At 71.4% G+C, this 19,085-nt stretch carries 14 protein-coding genes and 1 pseudogene; 6 read left to right on the forward strand and 9 right to left on the reverse strand.

The annotated features are described in order from the left end of the window. Positions 1 to 49: 49 nt before the first annotated feature. Both AB0B29_RS03285 and AB0B29_RS03290 read left to right on the forward strand, forming a co-directional pair. A complete protein-coding gene (locus AB0B29_RS03285; protein ID WP_362233248.1) occupies positions 50 to 1,882 on the forward strand; it encodes a glycoside hydrolase family 3 protein in 1,833 nt (610 codons plus the stop codon). A gap of 115 nt (positions 1,883 to 1,997) precedes the next feature. Continuing rightward, positions 1,998 to 2,681: a hypothetical protein gene (locus tag AB0B29_RS03290; protein ID WP_362233250.1), complete on the forward strand. Its 684-nt coding sequence runs from the start codon at positions 1,998 to 2,000 to the stop codon at positions 2,679 to 2,681. Positions 2,682 to 2,709: 28 nt separating this feature from the next. On the opposite strand, the gene AB0B29_RS03295 is transcribed toward AB0B29_RS03290, so the two are convergent. The 4 genes from AB0B29_RS03295 to AB0B29_RS03310 form a co-directional block, all read right to left on the reverse strand. After that, positions 2,710 to 4,146 carry a S28 family serine protease gene (locus AB0B29_RS03295; protein WP_362233253.1) on the reverse strand — a complete coding sequence of 479 codons (1,437 nt, stop codon included), beginning with the start codon at positions 4,144 to 4,146 and terminating at the stop codon, positions 2,710 to 2,712. 136 nt (positions 4,147 to 4,282) lie between these two features. Further along, entirely contained in the window at positions 4,283 to 4,675 is a 393-nt protein-coding gene (locus AB0B29_RS03300; protein WP_362233256.1) for a hypothetical protein, read from the reverse strand. 109 nt (positions 4,676 to 4,784) lie between these two features. Beyond that, positions 4,785 to 8,504 (reverse strand): ABC transporter ATP-binding protein, encoded by a 3,720-nt coding sequence (locus AB0B29_RS03305; RefSeq protein WP_362233259.1) that lies wholly within the window; start codon positions 8,502 to 8,504, stop codon positions 4,785 to 4,787. Positions 8,505 to 8,638: 134 nt separating this feature from the next. Further along, on the reverse strand, positions 8,639 to 9,490 hold the full coding sequence (locus AB0B29_RS03310) for a serine hydrolase (protein WP_362233262.1): 852 nt from the start codon (positions 9,488 to 9,490) through the stop codon (positions 8,639 to 8,641). A 155-nt stretch (positions 9,491 to 9,645) separates the two neighbouring features. Between AB0B29_RS03310 and AB0B29_RS03315 the strand changes: the two genes are divergently transcribed. The 3 genes from AB0B29_RS03315 (at position 9,646) to AB0B29_RS03325 (ending at position 13,472) form a co-directional block, all read left to right on the forward strand. Then, a complete protein-coding gene (locus tag AB0B29_RS03315) occupies positions 9,646 to 11,949 on the forward strand; it encodes an ArnT family glycosyltransferase (RefSeq protein ID WP_362233265.1) in 2,304 nt (767 codons plus the stop codon). A gap of 114 nt (positions 11,950 to 12,063) precedes the next feature. Continuing rightward, positions 12,064 to 12,684, forward strand: a complete 621-nt coding sequence (locus AB0B29_RS03320; protein ID WP_436845771.1) for a DUF7691 family protein — start codon at positions 12,064 to 12,066, stop codon at positions 12,682 to 12,684. Between the two features lie 179 nt (positions 12,685 to 12,863). Then, positions 12,864 to 13,472: a hypothetical protein gene (locus tag AB0B29_RS03325; RefSeq protein WP_362233270.1), complete on the forward strand. Its 609-nt coding sequence runs from the start codon at positions 12,864 to 12,866 to the stop codon at positions 13,470 to 13,472. A gap of 22 nt (positions 13,473 to 13,494) precedes the next feature. Here the strand turns inward: AB0B29_RS03325 and AB0B29_RS37725 are convergent. Then, positions 13,495 to 13,593, reverse strand: a pseudogene (locus AB0B29_RS37725) (thiamine pyrophosphate-dependent enzyme); the annotation flags it as partial. A gap of 204 nt (positions 13,594 to 13,797) precedes the next feature. Between AB0B29_RS37725 and AB0B29_RS03330 the strand changes: the two are divergent. Then, complete coding sequence (locus AB0B29_RS03330) at positions 13,798 to 14,604, forward strand: endonuclease I family protein (protein ID WP_362233273.1); 807 nt, start codon at positions 13,798 to 13,800, stop codon at positions 14,602 to 14,604. 3 nt (positions 14,605 to 14,607) lie between these two features. Here the strand turns inward: AB0B29_RS03330 and AB0B29_RS03335 are convergent, their stop codons facing one another. The 4 genes from AB0B29_RS03335 to AB0B29_RS03350 form a co-directional block, all read right to left on the reverse strand. Continuing rightward, positions 14,608 to 14,817 (reverse strand): YgjP-like metallopeptidase domain-containing protein, encoded by a 210-nt coding sequence (locus tag AB0B29_RS03335; RefSeq protein ID WP_362233276.1) that lies wholly within the window; start codon positions 14,815 to 14,817, stop codon positions 14,608 to 14,610. Positions 14,818 to 14,888: 71 nt separating this feature from the next. Then, positions 14,889 to 16,580: a thiamine pyrophosphate-binding protein gene (locus AB0B29_RS03340; RefSeq protein ID WP_362233279.1), complete on the reverse strand. Its 1,692-nt coding sequence runs from the start codon at positions 16,578 to 16,580 to the stop codon at positions 14,889 to 14,891. After that, positions 16,577 to 17,557: an agmatinase gene (speB, locus tag AB0B29_RS03345; protein WP_362233282.1), complete on the reverse strand. Its 981-nt coding sequence runs from the start codon at positions 17,555 to 17,557 to the stop codon at positions 16,577 to 16,579. The genes AB0B29_RS03340 and speB overlap by 4 nt, the downstream gene beginning before the upstream one ends. Before the next feature lie 66 nt (positions 17,558 to 17,623). After that, a complete protein-coding gene (locus AB0B29_RS03350; RefSeq protein WP_362233285.1) occupies positions 17,624 to 19,081 on the reverse strand; it encodes a sodium:solute symporter in 1,458 nt (485 codons plus the stop codon). Positions 19,082 to 19,085: the final 4 nt, after the last annotated feature.

Consider the following 19,085-nt stretch of genomic DNA (forward strand, 5'->3'; position numbering starts at 1 on the left):
GAAGTTTCCTTCAGTGGATCCGAACGGATCACCTCCGGAAGGAGCGCACGTGCACGACACCGGCACGGGAAGCACGGGAAACACCGCACAGCCCTCCAGACGTACCGTCCTGGCCGCCACGGCCGGCGTCACCGCCGCCCTCGCGGCCGCCGGGCCCGCGCGGGCCGCCGCCCCGGACGACAGCCGCCTACGCGCCCTCGTCTCCCGCATGACGCTTCAGGAGAAGGTCGGCCAGCTCTTCGTCATGCGGGTGTACGGCCACTCCGCCACCGCCCCCGACCAGGCCGACATCGACGCCAACCTCAAGGAGATCGGGGTCCGTACGGCCGCCGAGCTGGTGGCGAAGTACCGGGTCGGCGGGATCATCTACTTCACCTGGGCGCACAACACCCGCGACCCGCACCAGATCGCCGAGCTGTCCAACGGCATCCAGAAGGCCTCCCTCGCACTGCCGCGCGGGCTGCCGGTGCTCATCTCCACCGACCAGGAACACGGCATCGTCGCCCGGGTGGGCGAACCCGCGACGCTGTTCCCGGGCGCCATGGCCGTCGGCGCGGGCGGGTCGCGGTCCGACGCGCGCACCCTCGGCCGGATCGCGGGCGCGGAGCTGCGGGCGATGGGCATCCGGCAGGACTTCTCCCCCGTGGCCGACGTGAACGTCAACCCGGCCAACCCGGTCATCGGCGTACGCTCCTTCGGCGCCGATCCGCGGGCGGTGGCCGCGCTGGTGGCCGCCGAGGTCGCCGGGTACCAGGGGTCCGGGGTCGCCGCGACCGCCAAGCACTTCCCCGGGCACGGGGACACCAACGTGGACAGCCACACCGGCTTCCCCACCATCACGCACAGCCGGGAGCTGTGGGAGAAGCTGGACGCGCCGCCGTTCCGGGCGGCCATCGCCGCGGGCATCGACTCGATCATGACCGCCCACCTGATGGTCCCGGCCCTCGACGACTCCGGCGACCCGGCCACCCTCTCCCGCCCGATCCTCACCGGCATCCTGCGCGAACGCCTGGGCTACGACGGGGTCGTGATCACCGACTCCCTCGGCATGGAGGGCGTACGGACCAAGTACGGCGACGCCCGGGTGCCGGTGCTCGCGCTGAAGGCCGGCGTGGACCAGCTCCTCAACCCGCCCGACCTGGACCTCGCCTGGAACGCCGTCCTGACGGCGGTGCGCGACGGCGAGCTCACGGAGGCCCGGCTCGACGAGTCGATCCTGCGCGTGCTGCGGCTGAAGTCCCGGCTGGGGCTGTTCCGTTCGCCGTACGTGAGCCAGGGCGGGGTGGACCGGACCGTCGGGGCCCGGGCGCACCGGGCGGCGGCCGGCCGGATCGCCGAGCGCACCACCACGCTGCTCGTCAACGAGGGACGGCTGCTGCCCCTGTCCCGGCGACGGCACCGCAAGGTGCTGGTGGTCGGCGCCGATCCGGCCTCACCGTCGGGCACGACCGGCCCTCCCACGGGCGTACTCGCCGGCGCGCTGAGCGAACTGGGCTTCACCGCCACGGCCCTGTCGACCGGCACGGCCCCGTCCGCCGCGACCGTCGCCCGAGCGGTCGCGGCGGCGCGGGAGGCGGACGCGGTGGTGGCCGCCACGTACAACGTGACCGCGAACAGCAGCCAGAAGACGCTGGTGGAGCAGCTCGTGGCGACCGGGCGGCCGGTGGTGGCGGTGGCGATCCGCAATCCGTACGACGTGGCCCAGTTGCCGTCAGTGGGGGCCTGTCTGGCCGCCTACTCCTGGACCGACGTCGAACTGCGGGCCGCCGCCCGGGTGATCGCCGGGCGGGTGAGGCCGCGCGGGAAACTGCCTGTGCCGGTGCAACGGGCGGATGATCCGGAACAGGTGCTGTACCCCATCGGCTACGGGCTGTCGTACTAGACGTACGCCAAACTCCGTGCGCACCAGCCCCAACGTGCGCAAACCACCCTGTGTGCCTGGCGTGTGCCCGCTACGGCGGGTCACGCTGGGCAAGCACACTCGGGGGGTTTCGGCGATGCGTGAGCACAGTGGTGTGGGGGTGGTCTGCGGGCTCCTGGTTCTGATCGGCGCGCTGCTGACCGGCTGCCAGAGTCCGTCGGGAGGCCTGGCGGGGGCGGGGGGCGTGGCGGAGGACGGCCGGCTGGGCGAGTCGGCGACCGGCAGGACCGGGACGACCGCCACGGTGTCGCCGGTGCCGACGCGGCCCGCCGGGTACGGGGCGGTGTTCCTCGCGGTCGGCGAGTGCTCCTCGTTCGGTACGACGAGCTTCACCGAGGTGCCGTGCGACGGCGAGCGGGCGGCGGCCCGGGTCGCGGCGCGGCACGACGGCACCGTGCGGGACGGGCCGCGCTGCCCCTCGGACACCGACTTCGTGCTGCACATCAGCGAGCAGCGGCCCGCGTTCGACGAGGACGGCGACGGGACGGTCCCGCAGGGCTACGCCTGCATGCGCAACCTCCAGCCGCCGCATCCCGGTGACCCGGGCGGCGGGGGCGGGCCCCGCACGATCGTCGGCGACTGCGTCTACGACTCCGGCGACGGGAAGGTCCGCGAGACGGCCTGCGACGGCACGGGCGAACGGCAGCCGCAGTACAAGGTGGTCCGGGCGGTCGCCGAGCGGGCCGACTGCCCCGGCCCGACCGCCCTGTACGTCCGGCTGGGCGGGAAGCGGCCCGTGGGGTGCGCCCGGCCGCTGTGAGCGGCCGGGCGCGGCGGCACGGAGGTGCTTACGGGCGCAGCGTCATCTCGCGCTGCACGTCCCGCTTGTCGAGCTTGGCGTCGAACTTCGCCAGCGGCTTCGCCGCCTGCGGATCGGCCTGCACCGCGCCGGGGGCGACGTCGGCCCAGTCGAGGATGCGGGCGGTGGCGAGGGCCTTCTGCTCCGGCACGAGGCCCGCGACGTTGGCGCCGTGGTTCATGCCGGGGGCGGTGAAGACGTAGGAGTCCTTCGCACCCTTGCCCACGCGGAACGGCTCCGCGCCCCACGGGTCGTTCTGGCCGTAGACGAACAGCATGTGGCGGGCGTTGTGCCGGACCCAGGTGTCCACGTCACGCATCGCCGACGGCTGGAACTTCATGGGGATGTCGCGGGGGACGAAGTTCCGCGGCGGCTGGTAGCCGTAGCGGATGTACCGCTTCTCGACGTGCGGGAAGTGGATGGTCGGCGCGCCGAGCTGGGTGCCGGCCTGGTAGTAGTACGGCGTGTAGGTCGACAGGCCCTGGTCGGCGTAGGCGGAGAAGCCGGAGATCGTGTCGACGGAGTCCCAGATCGCGTCGTCGGTGGCGTTCTTGGCGTCGGCCGGGATCTGGTCGCAGTCGGACAGCAGGCTGTACTGCCAGAAGCCCCACACGTAGTCGAGGACGGTGGCCTCGTAGGCCTTGTCCAGGCTGCCGATGGTGGTGAAGGTGAGGCCGTTCTCCTCGGCGTAGGCCGCGTACTTCTTCTCCAGCGGCTCGCGGCGCACCAGCGCCTCGCGCTGCACGGCGTTCAGCCGGTCGCGGCACTCCTTGGTGCCGACCCGGGCGAAGAAGCGGTCGTAGGCCGAGTCCTCGTCGTTCACCACGTCGTTGGGGGCGACGTAGGCGACGACGCCGTCCATGTCCCGCGGGTAGAAGCGCTCGTAGTAGGTGGCGGTCATGCCGCCCTTGGAGCCGCCCGTGGAGATCCACTTCTTGCCGTAGATGCCCTTGAGCGCCTTGAAGACGCGGTGCTGGTCGCTGGCGGCCTGCCAGATGTCCAGCTTGGACCAGTCGGCCGGGGCGGGCCGGGACGGGGTGAAGAAGCGGTACTCCAGGGAGACCTGGTTGCCGTCCACGATCTGGGTGGGCTCGCTGCGGCGGGGCGTCGTGGAGACGTTGTAGCCGCTGGTGAAGAACACCGTCGGGCGCGAGACGTCCTTGTGCAGCACGGTGATGCGCTGCTGGAACGTGCCCTGGGAGGGCTTGCGGTGGTCGACCGGCTGCGTGTAGTTCAGGACGAAGAAGCGGTAGCCGGTGTACGGCTTCTCCTCCACCAGGCTCATGCCCGGTATGGAGAGCAGTCTCTCCTTGATGTCGGTGGTGCTGTCGGTGCCGGCGGCGTCGGCGGCGGTGGCCGCTCCCGCCGTGCCCAGTGTGCCTATGAGCACCGTGAGCGCCAGCAGCCATCTGAGCGCCTTGCGCATGCGCACTCCCCTGTGAGACAGATGTGCGCCGGAAGCTAGCGGACCAACTCACCGGAGCACCAGGGGACATAGGGAAAACCCTGTGCGCGGGGGCGTGTTACGGGGGGCGTCAGCAGAGGTTACGGGGGGTGCGGCGTCAGCAGAGGATCCAGCCGGAGCTGAACTTCACCCGGCCGACCTGCCCCTTGAGCCAGACGCAGCGGCGCCCGGCGTGCACGGTCACCGGGCCGGCGTGGTGGGCGTACCTGCCCCGGTCCACGACCGGCCGGTTGCCGCGCGCCTGCACGCTCACCGACATCGTGCGCTTGGTGCCGGGCTTCTTGCTGAGGGTGGCGGCGCAGACGTAGCCGCCGCGCTTGTAGACGAGCACGGTCCCGGTGGAGAACGGCAGGGTGCGGACCTTGCGCCCGGGGCAGAGCGCGTAGGTCGCGGCCTGCGCCTCGCCCGGGGCCGCGACGGCGAGCAGCCCGGAGGCGGTCAGCACGGCCAGCCCGAGCGCGAGCCGCCGGCGTATCGCTCCACTGTGCACTGTGGTCCTCCCGTACCGCGTCCTCCGCGACCATCGGCGTACGCCTGTACGGACGCATGACGTATGTCGGATGGTTGCACGAGCGTTATGGAAACGCGGTCAGGGGTGCTCAGCGGGACACGCCGACCGGCTCCTCCGGCTCCGCTGCGCCGATGAAGGTCCGCCACAGCTCCGCGTACCGCCCGCCGCGCGCGAGGAGCTCCTCGTGGGTGCCGTCCTCGGCGACCCGGCCGTGGTCCATGACGACGACCCGGTCGGCGCGGGCGGCGGTGGTGAGGCGGTGGGCGACGACCAGGGTGGTGCGGCGGCCGGCGAGGCGGTCGGTGGCCTGGTTGACCTGGGCCTCGGTGGCCAGGTCCAGAGCGGCCGTGGCCTCGTCGAGCAGTAGCACGTCCGGGTCGACCAGCTCGGCGCGGGCCAGGGCGATCAGCTGGCGCTGCCCGGCGGACAGGTTGCGGCCGCGCTCGGCTACCTCGTGGAGGTAGCCACCCTCCAGGGTGGCGATCATGTCGTGCGCGCCGACCGCGCGGGCCGCCGCCTCGACCTCGGCATCCGTGGCGTCGGGACGGCCGTAGGCGATGGCGTCGCGGACGGTGCCCTGGAAGAGGTACGCCTCCTGCGGGACGACCCCCAGACGGTGCCGGTACGAGGTGAGGTCCAGGGCCCGCAGGTCGGTACCGTCGACGGTGACCCGGCCGCCGGTGGGGTCGTAGAAGCGGGCCACGAGCTTGACGAGGGTCGACTTTCCCGCGCCGGTCTCGCCGACGAAAGCGACGGTCTGCCCGGCCGGGATGCGCAGGTCGACCCCGCCGAGGGCCTCTTCGTCGCTCCCGTAGGCGAAGTGCACGTCCTCGAAGGCGATGTCGCCGCGCAGCGACAGGACCTCCAGCGGTTCGTCGGCGGACTTCGTCGACGTCGGCTCCCGCAGCAGCTCCTGGATGCGGCCCAGCGACACGGTCGCCTGCTGGTAGCCGTCGAACACCTGGGAGAGCTGCTGCACGGGCGCGAAGAACAGGTCGATGTAGAGCAGGTACGCCACCAGCGAGCCGACGGCGAGGGTCCCGTCGTCGACCCGCGCCCCGCCCACGATCAGCACGGCGGCGGCCGCCACCGACGACAGGAACTGCACGAACGGGAAGTACACCGAGATCAGCCACTGGCCCCGGATGCGGGCCTGACGGTAGCTGTGGCTGCGCTCGGCGAACCGCCGCCCGCCGTCCCGCTCGCGCCGGAAGGCCTGCACGATCCGCAGCCCGGACACCGACTCCTGGAGGTCGGCGTTGACCACCGACACGCGCTCGCGGGCCAGCTCGTACGCCTTCACGCTCGCCCGGCGGAAGAAGAACGTGGCGATGATCAGCGGCGGCAGCGTCGCGAAGACGACCAGCGCCAGCTGCACGTCGATCACCAGCAGCGCGACCATGATCCCGAAGAAGGTGACGACCGAGACGAAGGCCGTGACCAGGCCCGTCTGCAGGAACGTCGACAGCGCGTCGACGTCGGTCGTCATCCGGGTCATGATCCGCCCGGTCAGCTCCCGCTCGTAGTAGTCGAGCCCGAGGCGCTGCAGCTGGGAGAAGATCTTCAGCCGGAGCGAGTACAGGACCCGCTCGCCGGTACGGCCGGTCATCCGGGTCTCGCCGATCTGGGCCGCCCACTGCACGACCACCGTCAGCAGCCCCAGCAGGGCTGCGGCCCACACCGCGCCGAGCGCCGCCTTCGTGACGCCCGAGTCGATGCCGTGCCGGATCAGCACCGGCAGCAGCAGGCCCATGCCCGCGTCGGTGGCGACCAGGGCGAGGCTGATCAGCAGCGGCAGTCCGAAGCCGCGCAGCAGCCGGCGCAGACCGTAGGACTCCTCGGGCTGGACGGCCCTCGCCTCGTCGACGTCCGGGACGTCGGTGGCCGGGGGCAGCGCCTCGACCTGGGCGAGCAGCTCGGGGGTGGCCGGGCTCTCGGCGAGGGCGGTGTCCTTGCGGTCGCGGTCGCCGGTCCACAGCCTGGGGGTGACCCCGCGCTCGGCGTCGAACTCGGCGTCGAGCTCGTCCCGTACGGAGATGTCCTCCTGGGGGCAGGCGGGCTGGGTGTGGCCCGGGGAGACCGCGCCCAGCTCGTCGGGGTCGGTGAGCAGGCGCCGGTAGAGGGCGGACCGTTCCTGCAGCTCCTCGTGGGTGCCGATGTCGGCGAGGCGGCCGCCGTCCAGGACGGCGATGCGGTCGGCGAGGTTCAGGGTGGAGCGGCGGTGCGCGATGAGCAGGGTGGTGCGCCCGCGCATGACGCCCTGCAGGGCCTCGTGGATCTCGTGCTCGACCCTCGCGTCGACGGCGGAGGTGGCGTCGTCCAGGACCAGCAGGCGCGGGTCGCTGAGGATGGCGCGGGCGAGGGCGACGCGCTGGCGCTGTCCGCCGGAGAGGGTGAGGCCGTGCTCGCCGACGGTGGTGTCGTAACCCTCGGGCAGCTCGGTGATGAAACGGTCCGCCTGGGCGGCGCGGGCGGCCTTCTCGATCTCCTCGAGGGTCGCGTCCGGGCGGCCGTAGGCGATGTTGTTGCGGACCGTGTCGGAGAAGAGGAACGAGTCCTCAGGGACCAGGCCGATGGCCGCCCGCAGGGACTCCAGGGACAGCTCGCGCACGTCGTGGCCGCCGACCAGGACGGCTCCGCGGGAGACGTCGTAGAAGCGCGGCAGCAGCAGGGAGACGGTGGACTTTCCGGATCCGGAGGAGCCGACCACGGCGAGGGTCTCGCCCGGGCTGATCTCGAAGCTCAACCCGTCGAGGACGGGGTGGCCGGCGTCGTAGCCGAAGGAGACGTCGTCGAACTCGACCGTCGCGGGGGCGTCGGCGGGCAGGTCCTTGTGGCCGTCCTCGATCGACGGCTCGGTGTCGATCAGCTCCAGGACGCGCTCGGTGCCGGCCCGGGCCTGCTGGCCGACGGTGAGCACCACCGCGAGCATGCGGACCGGGCCGACCAGCTGGGCGAGGTAGGTGGAGAAGGCGACGAAGGTGCCGAGCGTGATGTGCCCGCGCACCGCCAGCCAGCCGCCGACCGCGAGCATGGCGACCTGGCCGAGGGCGGGGACGGCCTGGAGGGCCGGGGTGTAGACGGAGTTCAGGCGGATCGTGCGCAGCCGGCCCGCGAACAGCCGGCGGCCGACCTCGCGGAGCTTGCCGGTCTCCTGCTCCTCCTGACCGAAGCCCTTCACCACGCGGACGCCGCTGACGGCGCCGTCGACCACGCCCGCGACGGCGGCGGCCTGGGCCTGGGCGTACCAGGTGGAGGGGTGCAGCCGGGTGCGGCTGCGCTTGGCGATCCACCACAGGGCGGGGGCGACGGCCAGGGCGACCAGGGTGAGCGGCACGGACAGCCACGCCATGATCGCCAGGGAGAGCAGGAACAGCATGAAGTTCCCGATGGTCATCGGGAGCATGAAGAGCAGGCCCTGGATGAGCTGGAGGTCGCTGGTGGCGCGGCCGACGACCTGGCCGGTGGACAGCTCGTCCTGGCGGCGGCCGTCGAGCCGGGTGATCGTGCCGTACATCTCCGTCCGCAGGTCGTGCTGGACGTCGAGGGCGAGGCGGCCCCCGTAGTAGCGGCGGATGTAGGTGAGGACGTAGACGACCAGGGCGGCGGCGATCAGGAGGCCGGCCCAGGTGGTCATGTCCCTGGAGTGGTCGCTGATGACGTCGTCGATGATCACCTTGGTGATCAGCGGGACGAGGGCCATGACGGCCATGCCGGCCAGTGAGGAGCCGAGGGCGAGTACGACGTCCTTGGGGTGGCGCCACGCGTAAGCCCACAGTCGCCGTGCCCATCCCCGTTTCGGTGTCACGCCGGTACCTTCCAGTCGTCCTGCTCTACCGGAAGGCACCAACGCGATCGGGGGCCGTTTTCATCCCGCGGTAACAGTTTCGATTCCTGTTCGAGTGCGAGTGGGCGGCGGGGTGAGGGTCGCGCCGGACCCGGTCAGCTCGCCGCCAGGTCCTTGTGGATGACCTTGGCCACGGCCTGGATGGTGGCGATGCCGTAGTTCATGGTGCTGTTTCCGTGGGTCAGCACCGTCATCACGTAGTCGTGGCCCCCGCCCTTGAACGCGCCCACGCTGTGCACCCGCCACCCGTTGCTGGAGCGCTGCAGCCAGCCGTTCTTGACGGCCACGGTGACGCCCGAGGGCACTCCGTACGGGGTCCCCCAGCGCTGGGACGACACGACCTGGCCCATGAGCTTGAGGATGTAGGCCCGCGAGTTGTCGCTCAGGACCGCGTTCTTGGCGGTGAGGAGCTTCAGCAGCTTCTGCTCGTCGGTGACGGTGATCTGGGTCAGGCCCCAGTAGCCGTTCGTCCCGGGCTTGGTCTGCGTCATGCCGGCGGCCGCGAGGAAGTTCTTGATCTTCGTCATGCCGAGCTGCTTCCACAGGGTGGAGGTCGCCGCGTTGTCCGACTTGGTGATCATCGCCTTGGCGAGGGTGTTCTCGCGGTCGGTGAGGTACCGGTTCGATTTCTTCGCGTCCCACAGCAGCGCGGCGAGGACGGTGACCTTGACGACGCTCGCCGAGTCGTAGGCGGAGCTCGCGCGCAGGGAGCAGGTGGTGTTGGTGCTGCGGTCGTAGAGGCCGACGGCGACCGTGCCCTTGCGGGTGGCCAGTGCGGCGGCGATGTCCTTCTTCAGCTTGGTGGCCAGCGCAGCCTTGGCCGACGTGCAGCTCACGGCCGGAGTGGCTGCGGAGGCGGGCGTGGCGGCGGCTACGAGCGGCACGAGCACGCCGGTACCCACGGCCGCTGCCAGCACTCTCGCGCGGCGGGATATCCCAGAAGTCATGCCCCCCTTGACACACGGACACGGTCGAAAGGTTGCATGGAGAACGAGAGCTTGTGCGAGTCGTTCACGAGTCGTTACAGGGAGCCGCCCGGATTCACAGGCGGCGCACGGCTTCGGCACAGCGGCTTCCCACCGGGGTTCCCCACCATGCCGGGGTGACATCTGCCACCGAACCCCAGCTCCGGACCGCCGAGTCCCCGCCGAAGGACGCCGCCCCCGCGCCGCGTTGGTCCCTCCCCGCACTGCTCGCGATCCTCGCCCTGGCGGCGGTCCTCTACTCCTGGAACCTGTCCGGCGACGGCCTCAACAGCTTCTACAGCGCCGCCGTACTCAGCGGCACCGAGAGCTGGAAGGCCTGGTTCTTCGGCTCGTTGGACGCCGGAAATTTCCTCACGGTCGACAAGCCGCCGCTCGCGCTGATGGTCATGGGCCTGTCCTGCCGAGTCCTCGGCTACGGCACCTGGCAGATGATGGCGCCGATGATCGTGGCCGCGCTGGCCACCATCTGGATCCTGCACTCCTCCGTGAAGGGCGTGTTCGGGCACGCGGCGGCGGCCGTCGCGGCCCTCGTCCTGGCCCTCACCCCGATCACGGTCGCCATCAACCGGGACAACAACCCCGACACCCTGCTGGTGTTCCTGATGGTGGCCGGCGCGGCACTGGCCCTGCGTGCGACGCGCGACGGCCGGCTGCTGCCGCTGCTCGGCTCGGCGGCCTGCTTCGGGCTCGCCTTCAACACCAAGATGCTGCAGGGGTACATCGCGCTGCCCGCCGTGTTCGCGGTCTATCTGTACGCGGCGAAGCCGGCGTTGGTGAAGCGCCTCATGAACCTGCTTCCGGCGGGTGTGGTGCTGGCCGTCTCCAGCTTCTGGTGGGCCGCGGCCGTGTCGCTGGTCCCGGCCTCGCAGCGGCCGTACATCGGCGGTTCGACGGACGGCACCGCCTGGAACCTGATCATGGGCTACAACGGCCTCGGCCGGATCCTCGGCGGTGAGGGCAACGGCGGTGGCGGCGGGGGCGGAGGCGGCGGCTTCTCCGGAACCGCGGGCCTCGGAAGGATGTTCAACGACATCCTCGGCGGTCAGATCTCCTGGCTGATCCCCTTCGCGGGCATCGCGCTCGCCGGCGGCCTGGTGCTGTGCGGCCGTGCCGGGCGCACGGACCTCACCCGGGCCGCGCTGGTGCTGTGGGGCGGCTGGACCGTGCTGCACTACCTGACCTTCGCCCTGGCCGAGGGCACCATGCACCCGTACTACACGACCGCGCTCGCCCCGGGCATCGCGGCGCTGTGCGGAGGCGGCGGGGTATTGCTGCTGCGGGCCTTCCGCGCGGACCGGCGGTGGGTGTGGGTGCTGCCTCTGGCGCTGGGTGTCACGGCCGTCTGGGCGGCGGTGCTGCTGCGGCGGGCCTCCGGCTGGAACACCTGGCTGTGGCCGGCCGTCCTGGTCGTCATGGCCCTGGCCGTGACGGGGCTGTTCACCTTCCGCTCCGGTGCCTTTGGGCTGCGGCTGCGGCTGCTGGCGGTTTCGGTGGCGGCGGCCGTCGTCGCGGCGGTGGCGGGTCCGGCGGCGTACGCCTGGTCGGTTCCCTCGTCGGGGGCGGGCGGCGGCATGGGCGGTACGAACCCGACGGCGGGACCGACCACGGGCAGCGGCTTCGGCGGGCCCGGGGGCGGGGGCGGCCGGGGCTTCCCGGGCGGTGCCGGTGGCGCGGAACTGCCGGGCGGCGGCGCCCGGCAGGGTGGCGATTCCCAGGCCGGTGGCGGCTTCCCCGGGGGGAGCTTTCCCGGTGGCGGGATGCCTTCGGGTGAGATGCCTTCGGGTGCGGGGTCCTCGGGTGCGGGGTCCTCGGGTGGGCAGAGCGGGCAGGCTGCCGAAGGGGCGGAGGGCCCCGGCGGTACGCCACCGACCGGCGCCGGCACCGGTAGTGGCACGGGTCGCGGCGGCATGGGCGGTGGCGGCATGGGGGGTGGCGGCATCGGCGGTGGCGCGAGCAGCGAGCTGATCGCGTACCTGAAGAAGCACCAGGACGGCGCCAAGTGGCTGCTGGCCGTGTCGAGTTCGCAGAGTGCCGCCCAGCTCATCGTCAGCAGCGGGGAGCCCGTCATCTCCATGTGGGGCTGGTCCGGCAGCGACAAGGCGATGACGCTCGCCAAGCTCAAGGAGCTGGTGAAGAAGGGCGAACTGCACTACATCCAGCTCGGCGGTGGCATGGGCGGCGGCCCGGGCGGCGGCTCCACCGTCAGCTCCGAGGTCACGGCGTGGGTGCAGAAGCACGGCACGGCGGTGCGGGAGAGCGACTACGGCAACGGCACGAGCGGGGGCTCGGGCTCCAGCTCCGGCTCGGGTTCCGGCTCCGGCTCCAGCTCCGGCCCGGCGTCCAGCTCCAACTCGGCTTCCGGCTCCTCATCGGGGTCCGGGGCGGCCGTCTACCGTCTCGACCCGTCCGACGTCGGCTGATCCGCCATAACCCAGCATGATCGAACGGCCCCCGACTTCCCGGTCCGGGGCCGTTCCCGTGTCCCCGATCATGGACACCGGTGTCCGGATGAACGGGTGAAGGGAAACGAAGCGGTGGGCTACTGCCTAGAGATGAGCACCGGCGACATGAGAACGGTGGTGCGGCTGCTCACGGCGGTGGAGCGGACCGAGCAGCAGGAGCGCACGCTCGCCCGGGTGCGCACGGAGTGCGAGCGGACCGACACCCGCTTCCGGGAGCAGGGCATCGCCCTGGACGTCTCCATCAGCCGGGCCCTCGGCGAGCTGATCGACGGCACGCCGAGCACCGACCGCTGTCCGGCGTACAGCTACGCCTTCTACCAGGCCGTCGCGGCCCACTTCTCCGACCCGACCGACCTCGGCACCTGGCGCCGGCCGGCCTGGTTCCACGCCATGGACGACGAACTGGCCCGGCACGGCGTACCGTCCGACCTGCTCCCGGGCACGTTCCTGTTCAGCGGTCCGCCGCTGCGGCTGCCGCACCCCGGCGACGCGGTGCCCGCGATCGGCACGCTGCCTGCCCGGCGGGCCGCCGCCCTGGCCGATGCCTACGGGGGCGTGCTCGACCGCCTCGACCCCGAATTCCGCGGCCCTGCCCGGCGGTTCGCCGACGCTCTGCGCTTCGAGGCGGAGGAGTGGGAAGGCGCGCGGCGGCTCGGGACGAACCCCGACACCCTGCTCTTCTGGTTCCACTGACCTCTGCCGGAACTCTTGACGCTGCCTTTCCCACCGGGATACTTGCGGTCGACAGCGCGCCAACTGCCGTGTCATTCAGGGACTTTGAGTGAACGGCGGCGCCGCTTGTCCGAGATCCCGAACGTCGTGCGAAGTTTCGCCAACTTCGTGACGACCACCCCCCACAGGAGGATCCGCACATGAGCCCACGCAAGGCCCTCATAGCCGCCCTGACCGCCGCTCTGCTGGCCGGCCCCGGTGTCGCCCAGGCCGCCCCTCACCAGGCTCCCCCCGCCCCCGCCCCCGCCCGGGACCGCGCCGCGGCGGCCACCATCACCTGGTCCCTCGTCCGTGCGAGCAACCCCACCGCGGACCAGCGCTCGGCCTACGACCTCATCACCAAGGCCATGAACGCGGCGGTGGCCCGCTACAACAACCTCAGCGACCTGGGCAAGACCCTCACCGTCCGCTACGAACCGGGCGTTCCCACCGCCGACGGCAACATCAACGGGACGATCCGCTTCGGCAGCAACCGCAGCTACATGAGCGAACGGACGGCCCTGCACGAGATCGCCCACACGATCGGCGTGGGCACCAGCTCGGGCTGGTCCCGGCTCGGCGGCAGCGGCACCTGGACCGGCGGCCAGGCCACCGCGCTGGTCAAGCAGTACGACGGCTCGGGCGCCAAGATCTCCACCGGCGGCGGCCACTTCTGGCCCTACGGCCTGAACTACGACAACGAGTGGTCGGGCACGGCCGCCGACCGCCACGTCCACATCGTCGCCGCGATGGTCCGCGACGGCCTGTAGGAGCCACCGCGGCGGCCGTCGCTCAGCCCAGGTGCGTCGGGGCGAACATCCGCGGCACGGCCGGGAGCAGGACCGCCGAGGGTCCGGGCGCATCAAGCGCCCTCGTGAGGCCCTGCTCCAGCCGGCCGACCCGAACCGTCACCCGGACCGAACGGCCCCCGACCCACCCGCGGGGACTGTTTCGGTGCGTCAACTCGCGTAGAACACGCCCGGCTTGCCGGTTTCCGTCACCTGATTGCCATGCCAGATTCATTTACACGGCCGCATGTCCATGTCACTCTCCCGATTGCCGCCTCCGATCAACCCGCGTAGATGGGACCCCCACATGCCGGCGACAACACGGATACACCGATGGAAGCCGATAGCACTGGCCACCGCCGCCACCCTGGCCGGCCTCACCGCGTCCACCCTGACCGCCACCCCGGCCGCGGCCACGACGACCGCGTACGACACGACGTACTACAAGAACGCGGTCGGCAAGACGGGCGCCGGCCTCAAGTCCTCCCTGCACACCATCATCAGCAGCCAGACGAAGATCTCGTACTCCGCGGTCTGGAACGCCCTCAAAGTCACCGACCAGGACCCGAACAACAGCAACAACGTGATCCTGCTGTACAGCGGTGTCTCGCGCAGCAAGTCCCTCAACGGCGGTGACCTCGGCGACTGGAACCGCGAGCACACGTGGGCCAAGTCCCACGGCGACTTCGGCGAGACGACCGGCCCCGGCACCGACCTGCACCACCTGCGCCCGGCGGACGTGCAAGTCAACAGCGTCCGAGGCAACAAGGACTTCGACAACGGCGGCAGCACGGTCAGCGGCGGGGGCGGCAGCCTCACGGACTCCGACTCCTTCGAGCCACGCGACGCCGACAAGGGCGACGTGGCCCGCATGATCCTCTACATGGCCGTGCGCTACGACGGCGGCGACGGCTTCGCCGACCTCGAGCCGAACGAGAAGGTCAACAACGGCAGCAACCCCTACATGGGCAAGCTCTCCGTGCTCAAGCAGTGGAACGAGCAGGACCCGCCGAGCGCGTTCGAAGAGAAGCGCAACCAGGTCATCTACGACACCTACCAGCACAACCGCAACCCGTTCATCGACCACCCGGAGTGGGTCGAAGCGATCTGGTAGCGATCACCGTGACTGAACTCCCTTTGCACAAGGGAGTTCCGTCCGGCCTACCGGACCTCGCCCGTCCAGAGCCGCCAACTCGTCGGGGTACGCCCGCCGTGCTTCGTACTCGGGCTGCGCGGTTCGCAGCAACCGCCAGAAGCCCTCCCGGTGCCCGGACACCTTCCCATGGGCCGGTTCATGGGCGATGACGTAGTCGAGGTTCAGGTGCATGGGATGCGGCGCGCCCGGTCGGTGCGCTGGTGCTGTCCCGTGAAGATCGTCGCGCCCGGCCGATCGGGTGATCAGGCCGAGCCCAGGTGCGTCGGCGCGAACATCCGCAGCACGGCCGGGAGCAGGACCACCGAGGGCCCGGGCGCGGCAAGCGCCTTCGCCAGGTCCTGCTCCAGGCTCTCCGGGGTCGTCCGGACCCCGGGGACGCCGAAGGACTCCGCCAGGGCCACGTAGTCCGGCCGGGTCAGTTCCGTCGCCGTCGCCTCGCCGAACGCGTCGTTCATGTACTCGCGCAGGATGCCGTAGCCGCCGTCGTCGACGATCAGCCAGGTGACGTTCAGGTCGTACTGGCGGGCTGTTGCCAGCTCGGCGATGGAGTACAGGGCCCCGCCGTCGCCGGAGACGGCGAGGACCGGGCGGGTCGGGTCGGCCGCCGCCGCGCCGAGTGCGGCGGGGAAGGCGTAGCCGAGGCCGCCGGCGCCCTGAGCGGAGTGCATGTGGTTGGGGCCCTTGGCGTCGAAGGCCGACCAGGCCCAGTACGCGAGGATCGTCATGTCCCAGAAGGACGGGGAGTCGGCCGGGAGCGCCCTGCGGACGGACGCCAGCACGTCCTGCTCCAGGGTGAGTTCCTGGGCGGCGATGCGCTCGGCGACCTTGGCGAGCACGTCCCGGACCCGGTCCGCCGCCGTCGCGTCCTCGCGTTCCGGCACGGTCTCCAGCAGCGCCTGCAACGCGAGACGGGCGTCCGCGTGGATGCCGAGCGCGGGATGGTTGGACTCCAGCTTGCCGAGGTCCGCCTCGATCTGGATGACCCGGCCGCGCGGCTTGAACGTGTGGTAGTTCGAGGAGAGTTCGCCGAGGCCGGAGCCGATGACCAGGAGGACGTCGGCGTCCTCCAGGAAGTCCGTGGTGTGCCGGTCCTCGATCCACGACTGGAGCGACAGCGGGTGCTTCCAGGGGAAGGCGCCCTTGCCGCCGGGGGTGGTGACCACCGGTGCCTGGATCAGCTCCGCGAGCTGCCGCAGCTTGCCGGAGGCGTCCGCCCGGACCACTCCCCCGCCCGCGATGATCGCCGGACGGGCCGCCCTCGACAGCAGATCGGCGGCCACGGCGGTCAGTTCGGGGCGCGGCGGCAGCTCCTCGGGGAAGGCGTCCCCGCCCGTCACGACCGGGATCGCCGTCTCGGCGAGCAGCACGTCCTGCGGGATCTCCACCCACACCGGGCCGTGCGGGGCGCTCAGCGCCGATGTCCAGGCCGCCTCGATCGCGGAGGGGATCTGTGACTGGGTGCGGACGGTGTGCACGGACTTCACCACGCCCCGGAACGAAGCGGCTTGGTCCGGCAGTTCGTGCAGGTAGCCGTGCCGGCCACCGCCCAGGCCCGCCGTCGGGACCTGGCTGCTGATCGCCAGCACGGGCGCGGAGGCCGCCGCCGCCTCCTGGAGAGCGGCCAGGGAGGTCAGGGCGCCCGGCCCCGTCGACAGCAGCAGCGGCGCGGCCTCACCGGTGACCCGGCCGTACGCGTCCGCCGCGAACCCGGCGTTGTTCTCCACCCGCAGGCCGATGTACCTCAGGTCCGAGCGGCGCAGGGCGTCGAACATGCCGAGCGCGTGCTGGCCGGGCAGCCCGAAGACGGTCGTCGCGCCGAGCCCGGCCAGCGTCTCCACGACCAGGTCTCCGCCGTTGCGGCCGGGAGGAGGGTTGAGGGCGGCCTCCGTCTGGGCGGGCGTGGGACGGAGCACCAGGTCGTGGTCGTGAGTCACTTGGCTTCCGAGTCCTTCCGGGCCGCGGCGATCTGGCGGGACATGATCGTGGTCAGTTCGTACGCCGTGTGGGACGCGGCCACCGACGTGATCTCCGCGTGATCGTACGCGGGGGCCACCTCGACCACGTCCGCGGAGACCAGGTTGCACGAGGCCAGCCCGCGCAGGATCTCCAGCAGTTCGCGCGAGGTCATGCCGCCGGCCTCGGGGGTGCCGGTGCCGGGGGCGTGAGCCGGGTCGAGGCAGTCGATGTCGATGGAGATGTACAGCGGTCGGTCACCGATGCGCTGGCGCAGCTGGTCGGCGACCTCGTCGGCACCGCGCCGGTAGACGTCGGCCGAGGTGACGATGCCGAAGCCCATCTTCTCGTCATCGGTGAGGTCCTGCTTGCCGTACAGCGGGCCGCGGGTGCCGACGTGAGACAGGGCGGAGGTGTCGAGGATGCCCTCCTCGACCGCGCGGCGGAACGGGGTGCCGTGCGTGTACTCCGCGCCGAAGTAGGTGTCCCAGGTGTCGAGGTGGGCGTCGAAGTGCAGCAGGGCGACCGGGCCGTGCTTCTTCGCGACCGAGCGCAGCAGGGGCAGCGCGATGGTGTGGTCGCCGCCGAGGGTCATCAGGCGGGCGCCCGTGCCGAGCAGGTCGTCCGCGGCGGCCTCGACGGTCTCGACGGCCTCGTTGATGTTGAACGGGTTCACGGCGATGTCGCCGCCGTCCGCGACCTGGGCGAGGGCGAAGGGGGAGGCGTCCTGCGCCGGGTTGTACGGGCGCAGCAGCCGGGACGCCTCACGGATCGCGTTGCCGCCGAAGCGGGCGCCCGGCCGGTACGAGACACCCGAGTCGAACGGCACGCCCATGACCGCGACATCGGCCCGGCCGACCTCGTCCAGCCGGGGCAGCCGGGCGAAGGTCGCCGGGCCCGCGTACCGGGGAACGCGGGAGGAGTCGACGGGCCCGCGCGGAGTCTCGTTGCTGCTCATGAAGAAATGCCTTCTTTCTTACGCTTCATCGCGTGTGTACTGCTATGCGCTGCTTGTACTACGACTCTACTGGGGAGCCGTGACCGGTTCGGACGCGAGTTCGGGAGACCGGCCCGAGAGCCGCCGGCGCCATGCGGTGAGGACGGCGGCGTCGGTGGCGGGCGTGGCCAGGGAGACGGCCAGATAGGCGGCGAGGGAGGTGAGCAGGCCGTAGTAGACGGGCTCGTTGGCCAGGATGCCGTGGGTCGCCATCAGCACGACGACCGCGAGTCCGCCGACCACGACGGAGGCCAGGGCGCCGTACACGGTGCCGCGCTTCCACACCAGGCCGCCGAGGATCGGCACGAGCAGTCCGCCGACGAGGAGGTTGTAGGCGACGGTCAGGGCCTCCACGACGTTGTCGATCGCGATGGCTGTGCAGATGACCGCGAGCCCCATGATCAGGATGAAGGCGCGGTTGCCCTTCACCTCGTCGCGTTCCCCTCCGGGGGAGTTCCCCCGCAGCCGGGACCAGATGTCGTTGTTGGCGACGGTGGCGCAGGCGATCAGCGCGCCGGACGACGTCGACATCACGGCGGCGAGAGCGGCGGCCAGCACCAGTCCGCGCACGCCGACGGGCAGTTCGTCCTTGACGATGGTCGCGAAGGCGTCGTCGGGGCTGCCGAGCTTCGGGTACAGCACCTTGGCCGCGGTGCCGATGACGGCGCCGGCGAGGGCGTAGGCGAGGCAGTAGGTGCCGGCGACGGTCCCGCCCCACTTGGCGGTCCGGTCGCTGCGCGCGGTGAAGACGCGCTGCCAGATGTCCTGCCCGATGAGCATGCCGAAGGTGTAGATCAGCACATAGGTGAAGATCGTCTCGCCGCCGATGCCCAGCGGGTCGAAGTACTCGGTGGGCAGCTGCGCCTTCATCTCGCCGAACCCGCCCGCCTTCACGACGGCGATGGGCAGCAGCAGGAGCAGCACGCCGATGGTCTTCACGACGAACTGCACCATGTCGGTCAGGGTGATCGACCACATGCCGCCGAGGGTGGAGTACGCGACGACGATCGAGCCGCCGAGGACGATCGCGACCGTGCGGTTCATGTCGAACAGGACGTCGAAGATCGTGGCGTACGCGATGGTCGAGGTGACGGCGAGCATCAGCGTGTACGCCCACATCACGACACCGGAGACGACCCCGGCCCGCCCGCCGCCGTAGCGCAGGTCGAGCATCTCGGAGACGGTGTAGACCTTCAGCCGCGCGATGCGGGCGGAGAAGAAGACGGACAGGGCGAGCAGGCCGAGGCCGATGGTGAAGACCATCCAGGCGCCGGACAGGCCGTACTGGTAGCCGAGGCCCACCCCGCCGATGGTGGAGGCGCCGCCGAGGACGATCGCCGCCATGGTGCCGGAATACAGGGCCGGGCCGAGGCGGCGGCCGGCCACGAGGAACTCGCTCTTGGAGCGGGCGCGGCGCATGCCCCACCAGCCCATGGCCAGCATGCCGGCCAGGTACACGACGATGACGGCGTAGTCGACGGCCATGAGG

Source organism: Streptomyces tibetensis (genome assembly GCF_040647715.1).
In the GTDB taxonomy this organism is placed as follows: Bacteria; Actinomycetota; Actinomycetes; order Streptomycetales; family Streptomycetaceae; genus Streptomyces; species Streptomyces tibetensis_A.

Excerpts from the sequence above, each read along its gene's own strand:
- AB0B29_RS03290 (WP_362233250.1), top strand. The coding sequence starts at position 1,998 with ATGCGTGAGCACAGTGGTGTGGGGGTGGTCTGCGGGCTCCTGGTTCTG.
- AB0B29_RS03295 (WP_362233253.1), bottom strand. The coding sequence starts at position 4,146 with ATGCGCAAGGCGCTCAGATGGCTGCTGGCGCTCACGGTGCTCATAGGC.
- AB0B29_RS03310 (WP_362233262.1), bottom strand. The coding sequence starts at position 9,490 with ATGACTTCTGGGATATCCCGCCGCGCGAGAGTGCTGGCAGCGGCCGTG.
- AB0B29_RS03325 (WP_362233270.1), top strand. The coding sequence starts at position 12,864 with ATGAGCCCACGCAAGGCCCTCATAGCCGCCCTGACCGCCGCTCTGCTG.
- AB0B29_RS03330 (WP_362233273.1), top strand. The coding sequence starts at position 13,798 with ATGCCGGCGACAACACGGATACACCGATGGAAGCCGATAGCACTGGCC.
- AB0B29_RS03335 (WP_362233276.1), bottom strand. The coding sequence starts at position 14,817 with ATGCACCTGAACCTCGACTACGTCATCGCCCATGAACCGGCCCATGGG.
- speB (WP_362233282.1), bottom strand. The coding sequence starts at position 17,557 with ATGAGCAGCAACGAGACTCCGCGCGGGCCCGTCGACTCCTCCCGCGTT.
- AB0B29_RS03350 (WP_362233285.1), bottom strand. The coding sequence starts at position 19,081 with ATGGCCGTCGACTACGCCGTCATCGTCGTGTACCTGGCCGGCATGCTG.